Source organism: Nostoc sp. DSM 114161 (assembly GCF_052692665.1).
The window spans coordinates 5902201-5918731 of record NZ_CP195141.1 but is presented as its reverse complement, the minus strand read 5'-3'; the positions used below and the strand labels follow the sequence as shown (position 1 = coordinate 5918731).

The 16531-nt window shown below is 40.9% G+C and carries 13 protein-coding genes; 4 read left to right on the top strand and 9 right to left on the bottom strand.

All coding sequences use genetic code 11. From position 1 onward, the window contains the following. Positions 1–17 precede the first annotated feature (17 nt). Positions 18–1604 carry an NAD(P)H-hydrate dehydratase gene (locus NSTC745_RS25090; protein ID WP_445633391.1) on the bottom strand — a complete coding sequence of 529 codons (1587 nt, stop codon included), beginning with the start codon at positions 1602–1604 and terminating at the stop codon, positions 18–20. Positions 1605–2104: 500 nt separating this feature from the next. On the opposite strand from NSTC745_RS25090, the gene NSTC745_RS25085 reads away from it, so the two are divergent. Next, entirely contained in the window at positions 2105–2443 is a 339-nt protein-coding gene (locus NSTC745_RS25085) for a hypothetical protein (protein WP_445633390.1), read from the top strand. Here the strand turns inward: NSTC745_RS25085 and NSTC745_RS25080 are convergent. From NSTC745_RS25080 to NSTC745_RS25060, 5 genes are all read right to left on the bottom strand, one after another. Next, positions 2397–7640 carry an nSTAND1 domain-containing NTPase gene (locus NSTC745_RS25080; RefSeq protein ID WP_445633389.1) on the bottom strand — a complete coding sequence of 1748 codons (5244 nt, stop codon included), beginning with the start codon at positions 7638–7640 and terminating at the stop codon, positions 2397–2399. The two genes, NSTC745_RS25085 and NSTC745_RS25080, sit on opposite strands and share 47 nt — an antisense overlap. 273 nt (positions 7641–7913) lie before the next feature. Then, positions 7914–9548: an ATP-grasp domain-containing protein gene (locus tag NSTC745_RS25075; protein WP_445633388.1), complete on the bottom strand. Its 1635-nt coding sequence runs from the start codon at positions 9546–9548 to the stop codon at positions 7914–7916. After that, entirely contained in the window at positions 9545–10330 is a 786-nt protein-coding gene (locus tag NSTC745_RS25070) for a hypothetical protein (RefSeq protein WP_445633387.1), read from the bottom strand. The genes NSTC745_RS25075 and NSTC745_RS25070 overlap by 4 nt, the downstream gene beginning before the upstream one ends. 75 nt (positions 10331–10405) lie before the next feature. Further along, complete coding sequence (locus NSTC745_RS25065; protein ID WP_445633386.1) at positions 10406–10831, bottom strand: hypothetical protein; 426 nt, start codon at positions 10829–10831, stop codon at positions 10406–10408. Between the two features lie 389 nt (positions 10832–11220). Beyond that, positions 11221–11655, bottom strand: coding sequence for a hypothetical protein (locus NSTC745_RS25060; protein ID WP_445633385.1), 435 nt, complete (start codon positions 11653–11655; stop codon positions 11221–11223). A gap of 184 nt (positions 11656–11839) precedes the next feature. Between NSTC745_RS25060 and NSTC745_RS25055 the strand changes: the two genes are divergently transcribed. Continuing rightward, positions 11840–13006 carry a sigma-70 family RNA polymerase sigma factor gene (locus tag NSTC745_RS25055; RefSeq protein ID WP_445633384.1) on the top strand — a complete coding sequence of 389 codons (1167 nt, stop codon included), beginning with the start codon at positions 11840–11842 and terminating at the stop codon, positions 13004–13006. A 162-nt stretch (positions 13007–13168) separates the two neighbouring features. Beyond that, entirely contained in the window at positions 13169–14344 is a 1176-nt protein-coding gene (locus NSTC745_RS25050; RefSeq protein ID WP_445633383.1) for a DUF1822 family protein, read from the top strand. A 187-nt stretch (positions 14345–14531) separates the two neighbouring features. On the opposite strand, the gene NSTC745_RS25045 is transcribed toward NSTC745_RS25050, so the two are convergent. The 3 genes from NSTC745_RS25045 to NSTC745_RS25035 all read right to left on the bottom strand — a co-directional run bounded on the left by NSTC745_RS25045 (position 14532) and on the right by NSTC745_RS25035 (position 16080). Beyond that, positions 14532–14855, bottom strand: a complete 324-nt coding sequence (locus NSTC745_RS25045) for a thioredoxin family protein (RefSeq protein ID WP_096540441.1) — start codon at positions 14853–14855, stop codon at positions 14532–14534. Positions 14856–15063: 208 nt separating this feature from the next. After that, a complete protein-coding gene (locus tag NSTC745_RS25040) occupies positions 15064–15252 on the bottom strand; it encodes a helix-turn-helix domain-containing protein (RefSeq protein WP_445633382.1) in 189 nt (62 codons plus the stop codon). A gap of 369 nt (positions 15253–15621) precedes the next feature. Continuing rightward, complete coding sequence (locus tag NSTC745_RS25035) at positions 15622–16080, bottom strand: cupin domain-containing protein (RefSeq protein ID WP_445633381.1); 459 nt, start codon at positions 16078–16080, stop codon at positions 15622–15624. Positions 16081–16253: 173 nt separating this feature from the next. On the opposite strand from NSTC745_RS25035, the gene NSTC745_RS25030 reads away from it, so the two are divergent. Continuing rightward, complete coding sequence (locus NSTC745_RS25030) at positions 16254–16454, top strand: hypothetical protein (RefSeq protein ID WP_445633380.1); 201 nt, start codon at positions 16254–16256, stop codon at positions 16452–16454. The last annotated feature ends 77 nt before the right edge of the window (positions 16455–16531 follow it).

Sequence of the window (16531 nt, the reverse complement as noted above, 5' to 3'; positions counted from 1 at the left end):
AGGATTATTGTTAGTTTTTATCTTTTAAAACTACTGAGAGTTTTTATTAAATATTGTGCCAATGTAAACGCATCTACACCTAACTCGGTGCGTTCTTGGGCTGCTAAAATACCCGCTTGGGAGTGCCACCAAGCGGCAGTCGCAACAATATCTTCTACTGGGATCTGTTTAGTCAACCCTTGGGCTAACAATCCACCGAGTAGCCCAGTTAACACGTCGCCGCTACCGCCACGGGCTAAGGCGGGTGTACTTTCTGGCACAATCCAAACTTCACGTTGGGGGTTAGCGATCGCAGTTTTCGCACCTTTTAACAATACTACCGCCCCACTTTGTGCTGCTGCTTCTTGTACTGCTTTCACTCTGTGATGTTTGGCCTCAGCGATATGGGGAAACAATCGCTGAAATTCACCTGTGTGGGGTGTAAGAATGGTTGGTGCTCGGCGTTTTTGTAAAGTGGGGATGGTTGCAATTTGGGCAAGTATATTTAAACCATCGGCATCGAGAAGCAGAGGAACATCGCTTTCTATGACTTCTTGGACAATGGGAGTTGCATCTGTTGTTAAACCGGGGCCGCAAGCGATCGCACTAAAAGAACTGAGATTAGTTTTTGCAGGTAGTTGCAATTGAGCAATGGCTCCGGTTTCCGTCTCTGGACAACCGACAATCAGTGCTTCTGGCAAATGCGACACCAAAAGAGATTTTAAAGACTCCGGTACAGCCACCGAAAGCATTCCCACACCACTACCCCTAGCACCCAAAGCAGTTAAAATTGCTCCACCTGCATAGCGCCGCGAACCACAAATCAGCAGTAAATGTCCTTCCTTATATTTGTGGGTAACTGGTGGACGGGGTAAAGGTAAAGTCGAAAGTGCCGTTGCTGGTGTAATGCGTTTAATTTTAGGTGCATCTAAGAGAACAGCTTGGACATCGGCCAAAGGAATATCAAAATCAATTAACTCAGCTTTACCGACAAATTCCAGCGCTTGGTCTTGTAAAAAAGCCAACTTCCATAAACCCAAGCAAAACGTTTGAGTGGCGCGAATCGCTGTTCCTAATACTTCCCCTGTGTCAGTGTGCAATCCCGAAGGTAAATCAATACTCAAAATTGGCACAGACAATTCATTTAAGCGATCGATTGCAGAAGCGATGGGATCGGTGAGATTTTTTTCTAAACCAAATCCAAACAACCCATCAATCAACAAATCAGAACTCGGTAATTGCTCAATTTCTTGATAAATTGGGATGCCTAAACTCCGAGCATACTGCAAGTGCTGTGAAGTTAATTCCTTGAGCTTAGAAAAAGGGGAATAAATCCAAATTTCATAACCACGAAAATGTAATTCGCGGGCTACCACCAAAGCATCTCCCCCATTGTGACCGGGACCGACGAGAATGCCAATACGAAGATTTGAGGATGAAGGAGAAAATTGTTGCCTTTGTTCGGGATTTGGATAAATATTTTGAATGCGACGGGCAATTAAGCCTGCTACCTTTTCCATTAAAGCTACTACAGGCATTCCTGCTGCAAAGATCCGCGCTTCAATATCGCGCATTTGCTCAGCAGTTACTACTATTTGTGAGATTTGTTCTTGCCTATGTGACATCAGTGGTGAGTGAAAAGTTAGGAGTTAGGAGTTACGGCAATCCTATCTGATTTGTGAGAATTCGCGGTGTTTAGATCCCCGATTTATTTGAGAAATTGCGGATCTTGTTTCTCACGAAAGATTTAGGATTGCTATAGGAGCTTGGAGTTATGAGTTTTATATTACTGCTAATTGCTAGCTTTAACCCTGGCAAGGTGGGTAGAATTTCTGCACTAAACTTTTCTTGACACCCCTACCTCACTTTAAAAGATGTTGGTAATGACAAGCCTTTATAAGGGGGGATTAAGGGGAGTAACAATGCGATTAAAATCACAGCCTATCACTTTTCAAACAACCTCTCAGAAAACTGCATAAAAAAACTCAACTAGATCTATTAAGTTATTGAGAGTTTTAAACCTACAATCTGGAATGCTGTTGCTTGGCTTTGTAGCTAAGTATCGATAAGGGGATATCTCACTAGTTCAGCTTTAAGTATATATTAAAGAGGAAAAAGGCTTGATATGCAAAAGCAAATTTTGAGTTTAGCGATCGCGTTACCAACAGTATTATTCACTGCCTTGCCCACTTTGGCAAATCCCGTACAACCTATCACACCCAAAGTTGATAGTTTACAACCAGATTTGGTACGAGTATTTCAAGCTCCTGCAATTCAAAATCAACTTTCTAGTCCAGGGAATGGCGAATCTCCGGGGCCAACTGGTGGTACCACGCCGGTCAAAGGGCCAGGGCCTAGACCTCCTCGCAGAGATACATTGTTGCAACTGGGTACAGGTTTACAAAATACGATTAAATCTAACTCCGTAAATCTGAACATAGCGAACCCCGTTCTCGATCGCTAATCTTGGGGTTAGTTTTGAGGTAATCTTTTAGTAAATTACAACTGCGAATCAGTAGATTGTCTAAATCTTGGGTTTGCAGTTCTGTGCTTTGAAGACGCCAAAGTTTAGCTGTACCATCAAAACTGGCAGAAGCCAAAAATTTCCCATCGGGGCTAAAACTGACGCTCAATACTGCATCAGTATGACCTAGAAGAGTTTTGAGTTCTCTGCCATCACGGTTCCAAAGTTTGATGCTTCCATCACCGCTAGCTGAGGCGATTGTTTGGCCGTCAGGACTAAAGCTGAGGCTGTAGACGGCATCAGTATGTCCCGTAATAGTTTGCAGTAAAGCTCCATTGCTGACTTGCCAGAGTTTAATAGTTTTATCAGCACTAGCCGAGGCGAGTATTTTACCATCAGGACTAAAACTGATGGCGTTGACAGCGTTAGTATGTCCTGGCAGAGTATACAGTAACTTACCATCCTTAACTCTCCAAAGCAAAACTTTGTTATCTCTACCAGCTGAGGCCAGTACTTGACCGCTAGGATTGAAACTCACGCTCAAAACCTCAGCGGTATGTCCTTGGAGAGTTTTAATTAAAGCTTTTGTTTGAATATTCCAAAGTTTAATGGTTGTATCAGCACTGGCGCTTGCCAGAATTTGACTATCAGGGCTAAAACTGAGACTATTGACTTCGCGTTGATGCCCTTGAAGGGTTTTAATCATATAACCATCACGAGTCCGCCAAAGTTTAATGTAATGGTCAAGACTCGCTGAGGCTAATATCTCGCCGTCAGGACTGAAGGCTAAACCGTAGATTTCCTTACTGTGTCCGTAAACTGAAGTATCATAACCTTGCAGGGTTTGGCGCAAAGTTCCGTCACGCTGCCAAAGTTTTATCGTAGTGTCTTGACCGGCGGTGGCTATTTGCCCATTCGGGCTAAAACTCACGTTATAGAGTTTACCTTGATGTCCTGTGAGAGTTTTGAATAGAGGATTATCTAACTGCCAAAGTCTAACAGTTTTATCAGCGCCAGCGGAAACTAAGGTCTGGTCATCGGGGCTAAAACTGGCGCTGTAGACTGCAATACTATGTCCTAGTAAAGTTTGACGTAAAGAGCCGTCCTGAGAACTCCAAATTTTAATTGTGCTATCGGTGCTGGTGGAAGCTAGGTTTTGACCATCATGACTGAAGTTGACGCCCAGAACCTCTGCATTGTGGGCTGGAATAATTCTCAGTAAGCTGCCGTCTGTGTGCCAGAGTCTCACTGTTTTATCTTCACTGGCTGAAGCTAGAGTTTGCCCATCGGGGCTAAAAGCGACACTAGAAACTCCGGCGCTATGCCCAAGGAGGGTTTGCCGCAACACTCCATCACTAACACTCCAAAGTTTAACGGTTTTATCTGCACTAGCGATCGCCAAAATTTCCCCATCAGGGCTAAAACTTACACTATTAACAAAATCCCTATATCCGCTAAAAGTTCTCAGCAAATGACCATCGCTAACTTGCCAAATTTTAGCAGTGCCATCGGCGCTACCTGTGGCGATGGTTTCGCCGTTCTTAGACCAAGATAAACTCAAAACCTCCGCAGTATGACCGTTTAGCGTTCTAATTAAAGCACCGTCCCTAGTTCTCCAAAGCTTGACGGTGCGATCGAAACTGGCTGTTGCGATCGTTTGACCATCTGGGCTGAAACTGACACTCCGTACTGTACCAGTATGCCCTGTTAACGTGCGTAACTTTGTGCCATCATGTCCCCAGATTATGGCTGTTTTGTCGTTACTAGCCGATACAATTGTTTTACCGTCAGGACTGAAACTCACGCTCGATACTTCAGCGGTATGTCCTTCTAAGCGGTTGCGCTCTTGGGTTCCAGAAATTACTTGTTGTAAAACACTCAGAGTCTGAGTTTGCATTTCAGTGGGTGCGCCAAGAGTGTTTTTTAGCTGTTTACCTGCTTTGACACTAGCAATCAGCGATTCTAACTGCTGATGTGATAAAAGATTAGCTTGAGATGAGGCATTTAAGGCTTCAATTTCTCGCAATTGGGCTGCTTGAGATTTCCAATAGGCTAAGGAGCCGAAACAGACAGCCGCTAATCCTAAAATACTGAGTGCAACTACAGCCCTTTGAGCTTGCTTGAGTCTTCTTTTCTCTTGTAGTTGCTGTTGTTTTCTTTGTACTAAACAAGCTTCAATAAACCGTTGCACATCAGCAGAAAGTTCGTCGGTATATTTAATATAGATATCTTCTGCTTCAGCCAGTCGCACTCCTTGTAATAAGAAATCAGCTTGCTGACTGCGTTGCAGCCACAATTGGGAAGCTTGCTCAATTTGCCTTTGTTTTCGCAAGCGATCGCGGTTTTCTTCTAACCACCAGCGTAAAGTTGACCAATGACGGATGAGGATTTCATGGGCAACTTCTACTGTTATGGGAGCAGGGGAGTAGGGGAGCAGGGGGGCAGGGGAGCAGGGGGGCAGGGGAGCAGGGGGAGAAATTTTTTCTTGTTCTGCTTGTCTACTTTGTCCTTTTGTTACTTCTTCTTCTAAATTCATCACTACTAACTTGGCAGCAGTTAAGGCGTTGAGGGTTTTTTCTACCAATGCGGCTGGATATTTTTTGACTATTAACTCTGATTTATGTACCCGCCTGCGAGTATCTTCTGTACCTTCACCTAATTGTGTCAAAGATAAAAAAATCCATTTAGCACATTCTTGCATTTGAGGATCGAAACTTTCGTAAACAGCCTGAGACGATCGCTCTAATGCTCCTTGAATTCCGCCTAGTTGCTCTTGATAAGTTTGTAAAGTCAACTCACCAGCAACTCGATGTTGCCATAATTGCTCTAAAACAAATTCTAGTAATGGTAAATCTCCTGGCGAGCGATCTAGCTCCCGCAACAATACTTCCACCAGTTCTGGTTCTACTTTTAACCCGACTTGTTGAGCTGGGTTGAGAATCACCCGTCGATAATCATCCAAACTTAACTTCGGTGGAACCAACACGCTCAAATCCTGCAAAGCTTTAGCCAGTGCTGGTACTTCTAAACAGGAGGCAATAAAGTCTGCCCGTAAAGTAATAATTAATTTGAAGCGATCGCCAGCATATTGCACTGCTCCCAGCAATAATTCTAAAAATAGCTCTCTATCTGGGTTAGGAGCTAGGGTAAACAGTTCCTCAAACTGATCCACCACTAGCACCACAACTCGATGGGGTTGATTGCGTATCCAGTAAACAAATCCCTCTACCCCTTGGTGAAATATTCCCTCTAACAAAAGGGGACTGGGGACTGGGGACTGGGGACTGGGGATTGGATAAGAATAATTCTTTTGCTCTTTTACTCCCCCTGCTTCCTCTGCCCCCCTGCTCCCCTGCTCCCCCACTCCCCCAAGCCGCTGCGCTAAAGCTTCCAGCGGATTTACTCCGGGACGAATACTTCCAATCCACCATTGTTCGCTACTGGGTATTTGTTTGCCCAATCGCAGTTGGGGAATTACACCAGCTTGCACAATTGAAGATTTGCCGCTTCCTGAAGCACCGATGACGGCTAAAAAAGAGCGATCGCGTAGTTGGTGAATTAACTCCTGAGTTAAGGCTTCTCTACCGTAAAAATACTGGCTATCTTCTTCAGAAAAAGCACTTAGCCCCATATAAGGGCATACTCCCAAATCTAACCCTGTGGTTGATTTTGGCGTGTCTGCGTAAGTTTTTGCTTGGAGAATTTCTATAATGCCTTGTCTGCCTGATAGCCAGATGTAAAGAGGAACGCCGCTACCTGCCAAGGATAATTGTAGTTGAGCGATCGCTGCGGCGGCTGAGAGTCCATCTACTTGAGAAGCTGCCATCAAAGTATCGAGAAATTTTTGGGCGAAGCGTTCTGGTGCGTCAGCAGGTGAGGCGTAGGCTATGATACATTGTCCTTGGTGCGAGTCAATTTGCAAATCTTCTACCCAATCTTGCAAGGATGTATTAGCTACAGGACAATCGAGGATAATAATTTGTTGAGCGTTGCAAAGACGCAGCTGTTGTTTCAACCAGGAACGCTTGATACGGATATTTTCTCCTAGTAATAACCATTCGCCTGTTTCGGTTTCTTCAATTCGTCCCCGCAGATAAAGTAGAATAACTTCTGATGCTGGTTGTTGTAAATGAGTAGCGATCGCTTCTTTGAGGCGATCGGCAGATACTTTTGTTGCTGGCAAATACTCTAGTGTAAAATCCCCAGTATTTCCGAGAAATTTGCTAATATCTAGCGTTGTTTTGCTAACTGATAATCCTTCTACTACTATTCCTATCCGGCGCACCCCAAGGGTCTCCTTAGTTAATCCTCTACCGACAATTAGCTCTCCAACTCCCTCAACAATTCGCTTAGGAGTTTGTAATGGATATTCTCGAAAAATTTGAGTTTCTCCTTTATTTTTTTTCTGCTGATTAATTAGCCGTAACTGTTGGTTACTTTTATCTATATATTGGAGAGTTTTATGATATACATATCGATACAAATTATCCACATAAATTAAGCCTTGGTTATCTGCTGCTTCACCTTGCAAGCCTTTCATTAAATAATAAGTAAACACCCCGTGTCCCAATTCGGGGAACTCCCAAGATTGCTGGTTAGTATCGCAGGAAAGCAAAGCATAAAAACCTTTACTTTTAGCAGCGCATTGTTGTAATACTTCAACCATTTTTGGTGTAGCGTTCAGCAATGGTTCTTTTGTTATACCTCTGAGCGTCATCCCGCCACTATGACAAGCATCTAACCAAACAAGCTGATTTTGCGCCCCACTATTACCCAATAATTGTAAAAGCTCTTGTAAAGCTAAAGCTGTGTTTTGAAGATCGGATTTTTGAGTATCTGCCAAACACAAAAATGCTTGCTGAGTGTTTGGTTCTACAATTCCATGTCCAGAAAAATAAAATAAAATACTATCAATAGGTTGAGCCGCAGTGGTAATTTGGCGGAGACTGGCACGGATGTTTTCTAAAGATGGTGGTTGCGGCGCAAAATCATGGTATATTTTGACCTCTGTTTCAGTAAATTGTGCGGCTGCATTTACCAATGCTTCTGCTAAACCCTGACAATCTACTGTTGAATAATTAAGGCTGGGTAGTCCGTCATCTTGATATTTATTGACTCCCACCAACATGAGCCACAGTTTAGGAATTGCAGTTTGTTTGACTGAAGTTGAGCGGCTGGGGATTCCAATTGGTGACATTATAGTAATCCTAAATGAGGTTTCAGGTTTTTACTGCGTAAGTCCTAAACAAGTTAAGTAACCACTTAACAACACCAAAATATTTGTAAAGATGCTACAACTTTCTCAAAAAGTCCTTTATTCGTAATGATATGCTATTTGTACTGTAAGCTACAACTAGCATAAACTTACAACTTAGATAAGATTGCTATACAGAATTAATCAAAAATCAATTGTAGCCCTCAGCCGCTAACTTTTGTATCTAAAGACTTATGATATATTAGGAGGATTATCTTACCAGTACAGTAACCATTGACCATCGCAAAATAAACCATGACCTTGTAGAGTTATTCTTTCATCGTCAGGATAAATGTAAGTAGTTGGTGCAATCTGATGAAGCGTATGTCCGCTGTGTAAAACAATTTCACCAACTTGATAGCGATGAAAAGTTTGAGTTCTAAATCGTTTAATAATATCTACATCACCTGCGATCGCTTGACTATGATCGTTGATATAGTTGAAATCCCAAACATTCAATCCACCGCCACTTTTAGGCAGTTTAATTGGTAAAGTAAAGGATATTGTGTTTACAGTATCGAGTTTATCTTCATCCCATTTGAGGTTTCGGTACTGCAAATCGAAGTGTGTAGTAGCATTCGGTTTAGTAATAAGATTAGCATCTTGCCAAATATGAAAACCGGGTAGTGCTGCACCTGGTTTATACATTACAGGGTTTATAAGCGTCTGCTCTAAATATTCTTTGACTAACTTATAAAGCCAACCTAAGTGTTTTTCTAGAATTAGATTATATTCACAAGCTATAGTATAATAATCTTTAGAAAAATTAGGTTCATTTAAGAAATCTAAGTAACTCGCCGTACCTAAAGTATAGAAAAACTTTGGAGATTTTCCTCGTTTTATCCATAATTCTCTTAAACTATGAATCACAGAACAAATATCATTACACTGTTCGACTGTCAGAATTTGTTCTGAGAAAATTTCATTCCTCGAATCTCCATACCAACTAATACTATTTTCTGTAATATCTTCTGTCAGCAAAGCTAATAACGAATCTGTTATTTTACCATCTGCCCGAATATCATATCCATCGTATCCCGGCATTGGATTAACTTCTAAACACCAGTACTCTAAATCGTTGGTAACTTTAAAATCCCAACCTGCAAACTTTAACCCCAATGCAGCAGTCGCATTAACAATTTTTTGGTGTAAAGCTTCTGGTAACTCCCACTCGATATACTCAGCTTCTTCATGAAAATGGCGATAGTCTACCTGCGGACATTTTATTAATTCTGCGTGAACTCTATTACCCACTACGTGCGCGCGCACATCAGCACCCTGTACATATCTTTGTAAATGAACCGGGCCTGCGTCTGGGTGGAAATCGATAAACTCCTCTGATTTTACCAATCTACTATCGGCACGAACACCCGATGTTGTCTTAACAATTGTTAATCCAGCGTTAGCAAACTCAGCTAGAATTTCTGGATTGGAACTGGTAATGCTATCAGCAACTTGAAAACCTAAAGATTGTAGATGAAATTCATGAAGCGGTTTTGAGAAATTATTACCACCAGCACCAGGGCGATTAATTACGTTACCGGGAATATGTTCTAGCCAACAACAAAGTGCAGCAAGAAGACTTTTCCATCGCATCGCATCTTGTAAATCTGATTGTACGGTTGAAAGGTCAATCAAGCGACAATAATAAGAACCATGAGGATTTAATATGTACTTTTCGCCAGAAAAACTTATCCAACTTTGATTATCATCGGGTAATGCTAGGCGCCAATCTCCATTTTGAATCACTTCGCGTAAATTAATTACTTGTACTTCGACATCACGAGATTTAGCGTAGTTAACAAAATGACAAAAAGTGCGATCTGAATCAAGGCCAATTGCATAAATCATGAGAAAATAGTCTCCAAAAGTGCGGGAGCAAAATCTGACCAAACAAACTGTATTTCTTCCAAAGATGGATAAGGGTTGATACGAGCAATATTGGCACTTTCTAGGTTGCTATCAATACTCCAAGTTACAGTACCAAATACCAAATCTAAATTTCTCAGCAGCGAAATACTTTTTTCTTCTAACTGTAAATGTTCTAGAGATGTGTTGGTGCAACGCCATGCTTTATCTTCTAAAACAACAACAATTTCATATTCCAGGTTAGCCGAAACCCAACTTGCGCGAAATGGCCCCACCCCTTCAGGGATTTGTGGATATGCAGCAGTATTATAAGTAGTTAAATCTTGGAGATACCATTGTTTATCGAGTAATGCTTGCGGCGATGGTGGAATTTGTGAAGAGAATACTTCTAGATTGCTAGTATAACCAGCCTTTAATTTAGTCAAGTTAGAAGAATATGATAAATTACCCCAAAGACTGTTTGCAGTTGGACGATTAATTACTGTTGATTTAGATAATGTTGTTGCTGCCCATAAAGTAGCAAGACACTCATCATAAATAAAAGAATCATCAAAACTAGTGCGAATCGGCATCTGTGGCGGAATACGTAAAATAACTGGAATTTCTGGTGTAATATATGATTTTCCAGAAGTAACAGCGATCAAAAACATTCTGGCAGCATTGCAAACATCTAAAATTGCACTTTTATAACCTTTTTGGCCAACCAATTCGTTAACTGCTTGGCAAAAAATGTCATCATCCGAACCAATAATTAATAAATCCATAATATTTAGTCGCTCATTTTTATCATAGGAGGCTTAGATTCCCGACTTCTTCAAGAAGCCGGGAATCTCTATTGTTTAGAAGATTGGCTTGTTAGCTTTAATTAAAGTTTGAGGACGTACATTTTGTAGTGTAGGAACTTTTAGTTGATCTGCTGGTAAAATAACTGGATTAGCTCTATCTAGAAAACCACCACCACAGTTACCACTTTCGCAAGTCTCTTTACTATCCTTACCTTTATCACTAGAATCTTTGCCTTTATCGCTCGATTCTTTTGTTTTTCCACCGTCAGTTTCTAAGACACTATTCAAGGGTCGTTGATTTAAATTATAAAGAGTGTCACGACGGGCAGAATTAGTAATAAAAGGCTTATTTGATACGTTCCCATGAGAATTTAATTGTGGGATAGATTCAGCTTTAGCTACAGTACTAACAATTGAACTAGCTATTGCTAAACCCATTACTAATGCTAAACGTGTAGAAGTTGAACTTGTAATTTTCATTGCGATTCTCCTTTAAGTTGGTTTCTTGCTTTTGTTGTTGTGACTGGATTTGTCAAGGTAGTATGGCTACTTAAGTTTTCAGTTTTCACCTTTCACTTAGTCAATAGGTTTGCTTTGATATTTTTATGCAGTCTTGGCGAAATTTTTGAGAATTATTTTTTGAGAATAATTCAATTTTGAATACACATGTAAAAACCCCGCATAAGCGAGGTTTAATGCTGGGATAAATTTTACATTTTCTAGCAGTTTTGAAGTACAAGCTATAGTTTTGAGGCAAGAGCTAGAAAATCTTTCTATCTTATTTTCAGTCTTGCTTTGTGTACCTCAGTTAATTGCAAACTTCTCTATTGTTGTTAGAGTAATAATTAATGCTGATTTTTAGCGATCGCTTATCTGACTCTTGTTTGCTTTTGAAAGTATTCACGAGAATAGTAATTCTGCCTGCCGCTATTATCTAAAAACTGCGTATAGCCTTGCAACATTAATTCTTGACCAGCAGAACCCAAGGTTAAGAAGGAATTTGCGAACCCTTTATTATAGTTGGCTGTTGCATATTTATGATTAGTATCTTGGACATTAATACCATAGGTAAGTAATGGTGCAGTTCCCCAATCACAATCACTAGGATGACATTTGCCAAACACCTTAATATTTAATTTATTGCTACCACTTGAGGTAATTACTAAACGAGTAATATTAGAAGTGTTGGCATCTTTATTTACCCAAGTACCAATAAAGTCAGCAGGTACAGCTAAAGCAGGACTGATTAAAGCAGTAGTTAATATGCTACTAGCAGCAATAATACTCAAAGAACGTTTCAACATTTTAGTCACACTCCATTATTCGTAATTGTTTTTGTAACTTATTGATAAGTAGACACGATTACTAGTTGGCTAAGTATAAAATATTTCATTGAAGTCGAAATATAATCCTCACACCTTGTAGTAAAGTTTGTGTAGGCGTCCTTTAACGCTTTCAATCTTTCTATAGGTTGGGTGACAATTTTTTATGCATCCTCGACAAAGCATTATTGAAATTTTTTCAACTTTTGTACAATTTGACGCCGATCGCTTCAGTCGTTGGGCGACCGAATCAAGGTTGCGTCGCAGTATCCAAAGTTGTCTCAACCGCACTCCTCAAGAAACTTCGGAAAATTTTTGGATTTTATATTGGTATAAATTTTGGCTCACCCCTGAAACAACGCTACTGGCAAAACAGCATCTAACGGCTTACTTGCAAGAATCCTGTTATTGGGCATCCCAAAAAACAGTTAACAGTTTTGCGAGTACTCAGTACAAGTTATCTGACTGTTTTCAAATTGCGATCGCTCAAGTTGATAAAGTCCTCAAAGGATTTAATCCAGACCGAGGCTTTATTTTAAAAAACTACGCTAGTGCCCTCTTTAGCAGTGCTATTCGAGAAAATTTACGCCAAAATCGTGAAATTGATATTTGTACAGATTGGGGATTATTACGAAAAATCACTAAAAAGTTTTTGGTAGAGTCTTTACAAAATGCAGGTTTATTGCCAGAAGATATTAATGCTTATGTCCTTGCTTGGAACTGTTTCAAAACTTTATATATCCCAACACAAAAAGGTACATCTCGCCAAATTTCCCAACCAGACAACGAGACTTGGGAAGCGATCGCTAAAGCTTATAATTCTCAAAGCAGTCAGCAAGTGAATTCCCAAACCTTAGAAAAGTGGCTTTTAAATGCCGCTAAAGCCGCACGCCGCTATCGTTATTTTAAGGTTGACTCTCTTAATATCCCTAAAGGTGGTGATGATTCGTGGGAGTGGCTTGATAACATTCCTGAAACACAACAAGAATCCCTAATTAATCAAATTATTGCTCAAGAAGAAGAACAAACAAGAAAGTTTCAACAAACTGAGATTAACAAAGTTTTAATAGCTGCGATCGCTCAACTCGAACCGCAAGTACAAGAAATTTTACAACTTTATTACGCTCAAGAACTAACTCAAGATAAAATTGCCAAACAATTACAAATACAGCAATATACTGTCTCGCGGCGACTAAAAAAAGCCCAAGAAACTTTGTTACGCTTTTTAGCTAATTGGAGTAAAGATAGTTTGCATATTTCCGTCACCTCAGACCTACTGCATAGTGTAAACATACTAATGGAGGAATGGTTGAAAAATTATTATGGTGTATGACTGGGAATTGGAACGGGGCAAGGGAGGTAAAGAGAGGTAGGGACAAGTAGGAGTTTGTTCGTCCACTTCAAAGCTTCGTTCATCTCTTTAAGTTCTCTATCCATCTACCTCAGAATCTCAAACTTGCAAATTTCCAATGCCCAATCCCCAAGAGTAACCGCTATGACTATTGACGCCACTGTATTTACTTTCGCTAGTTCAACAGATCTGGTTTTAGAAATCCCTATAATTCTGCAAAACCAAGCGGATTTAGAAAATCAAGCTTTTTCTAATCCTAATTCTCGCTATCAAGCTTACATTAATCAACTTTGCTTGGGTGCTATCTTGCTATGGTTGCAAGAAGACTGGACGCCACAAACAAAGGTTTGGCCTGCCACTACTGCTTTACCCAGTTTTTGGGAACTTGTTAATGGAATTGCACTCACCCTTGAGGCAACAAGATTAGTCTTGATACCTAGCGAAGCAATTGATTTGAGTGAATTCCGAGTACCTCAAGAATGGGTGGATATTCCTAGCTGGGTAGGCGATCATTATTTAGCTGTACAAGTCGAACCAGATGAAGGCTACGTTAGGATTTGGGGTTATTGCAACCATGAAAAACTGAAAACTCAAGGTATTTATGATGCCAGCGATCGCACTTATTCCCTAGATGCTACTGATATAATCAACGACATCAGCGTTTTAGCTCTGGCGCGTCAATTGTGTCCGGAAGAACCCACCCGTAGCCCTATTGAAGAAATTCCCAACTTATCGCCACAACAAGCACAAAATTTAATAGCCCGTCTGGGAAACCCGGAAATACTTACACCACGACAAGAAATCCCTTTTCAACTGTGGGCTGGATTAATTCAACATGGCGGTTGGCGACAAAATTTATATCAACGACGCTTAGGATTACCAGAACAATGGTCAGTTATCCAATGGTTGCAAAGTGGTGTTTCTCAAGTTGCTGAGGCTGTCGGTTGGAGAAGCTTTGATTTACAACTGAGTGCTGCTGAGGCGCGGGGTGCGGAAGACACGCAACCAAGTACTATTCTCTCTCGTCGGTTGGCGATCGCAGGTCAAATCTATGAGATGATAATCACACCACAAAAGAATCAAGATACAACTATTTGGCGTTTTGAATTACGTAACGCCGCCGTCGGTGCAGCTATTCCTGGCGGTTTTAAACTGCGATTACTCACCGAAGATTTACAGCCTTTTCCCAATAACGAAGATGTAGCTACAACGGCTGTAGAACAACTCTACGTAGAAGTTGCCTTAGAAGCAGGAGAAGGCATAGTCTGGGAAATACAACCTTTTCCCGACAACTATGACTGGGAAATACTCAAGTTTTAAAGCAATACAGTTTAGTTAAGGCTAAAACTCTTTGCCAAAGTCAATTTTTTAAACGTTGACGCAAAGCGGCTTGTCGCAGGCTACCGCAAAGGACGCAAAGAGCGCCAAGGTAAGAGTTTGAGAGAGTTTGGCGCAGCTTCGCAAAGAAACGGTATAAGTTTTCGATCGCACAAACACTAAAATATAATCAAGCCAAATACTTATCGAAGGCGTTGCTAAATTCTTCGTAAGATTTAACACCGACCATTGTTTCTGCCAACTTGCCTTGCTGAAAGAACATGACAGCAGGAATACTACGAATGCCAAATCGTTTAGCGACAGGTTGGTTGGCATCAAGGTCTAGCTTAAAGACTTTGACGCGAGTGCTATACTCTACTGCTAGTCGATCTATCAAGGGGGCAATGAGTTTGCATGGGCCGCACCAAGCAGCTGTGCAATCTACTACCAATAAAGGCTCGGTTTCAAGTAGCCTATCTAACTCGGTTTCGTCTTGAATATAAACGGCAGTCATAAGTTTTCTTTAAAAGAGCATTATCTCATAGCGGCGTTGTACCCACTGCAATATAGTGCGATAATCGCTCACTTCATCAAAAACTTCGCGGGAGTTGAGAACCCATCGCTTCAGGTATGCTAGGAAAATGACCAATAGGCTTTAGAATTGCTGGTACTTAAATACAGTTAACAAATATTGGAAGCGAGCGTTAGCCAAACTTGGACACTTAAAGCTTGTACTCAGAAATTAAACTTCGCCTAATTTGGTAATCTTTTAAAGCTCCTGGAAGAACAACAGTTCTTCTGTCTCTTCTAAAAGTAGAAATTTGTCCTTTCTGCACAGCCACATACAAATCGCTCTGACTTACGCCTAGACGTTTTGCGGCTTCTGCCAGTGATATACCTTGCTTGAGCATTAGGAGTTACTTTCCTTGCAATCTGAATTAGATTGCTGTTTAGCCTAATTTTAACAAGGTATTCAAAAGCATTAATAATATTAACATGAGAGTAGCTGATATTTATGATAAATGTTTGTTATCAGCGTTAATCCTGACTCGCGATCGCAATTTACCAACAAAGGTAGGAGTTAGGAGGCAGCACAAAAGTAGGTTGGGTTGAGGCTTGCGAAACCCAACAAATCGCCAAGAACGTTGGGTTACCCTGCAAGATCTTGCTACGTTCCTCAACCCAACCTACATCTGGCGATCTCCAGCACCGTATATTGCTGGTAAACGAACAATTGCGCTCAATGACACACTCACAAAATGATTAGTTGTTGTAGTTGTTTAAACTTTTGGTACTGGATATTGATCGAATTTTTGCATCAATTCAAGTAGCTCTTGTTGACTAGGCTCTCGCCCATCTTTTGTCAATTCGGCCAATCCCTGAAAATATTGTTCCCGCGAATCGGCAGGGCAAAATAGAATTAAGAGCGTTGAGGGAGTTGTTCCAGGATTAGAAAAGCCATGCGGAGTGTTTTGTGGAACTAGTATGAATGTTTTTGGTGTAGCGTTCACTCGGCGTCCATCGAGAACAAGTTCAACTTCACCTTCTACCACATAAAACATTTCGGTTAATTCCTTATGGATGTGAGGGCTAGCTCCTTGAGTACCTGGCTCCATTACAAATTCAAACAATCCAAAATGTCCCTGCGTATGTTCGCCAGTTGCTTTAAAAGTACAGGTACTTGTACGAATTTTTACTGATTCACCTTCGCCGGGTTGCAAAATAATTGGTAGTGACATAAATCTCCTAATAGTTCCTCGCTGAACGAAACCTTTAGCTCATAGGGGAAACCCCCAAGATCGCAGTGACTCCTCTTAAAAAGAGGGACTTTGATTCTGATTCCCCCCTTTTTAAGCTACCGCGTATACACAAGTCTTTTAAAGTTGTTGTGTAAGACACAGAAGTTTAATTTTTGCTCTTGGATGCATCAAAGGTACAAGGCGATGCAACAAAGGTGCAAGGCGATGCAACAAAGGTACAAGCCGATGCAACAAAGGTGCAAGTCGATGCAACAAAGGTGCAAGTCGATGCAACAAAGGTACAAGCCGATGCAACAAAGGTGCAAGCCGATGCAACAAAGGTGCAATTCAAGAGACTTGTGTGTACACCGTAGCCTTTTTAGGGGGGGTAGGGGGGATCGATAAAGTGCCTAAAATTACAACCAAATACTTTTCAAATAACCTCTAACAG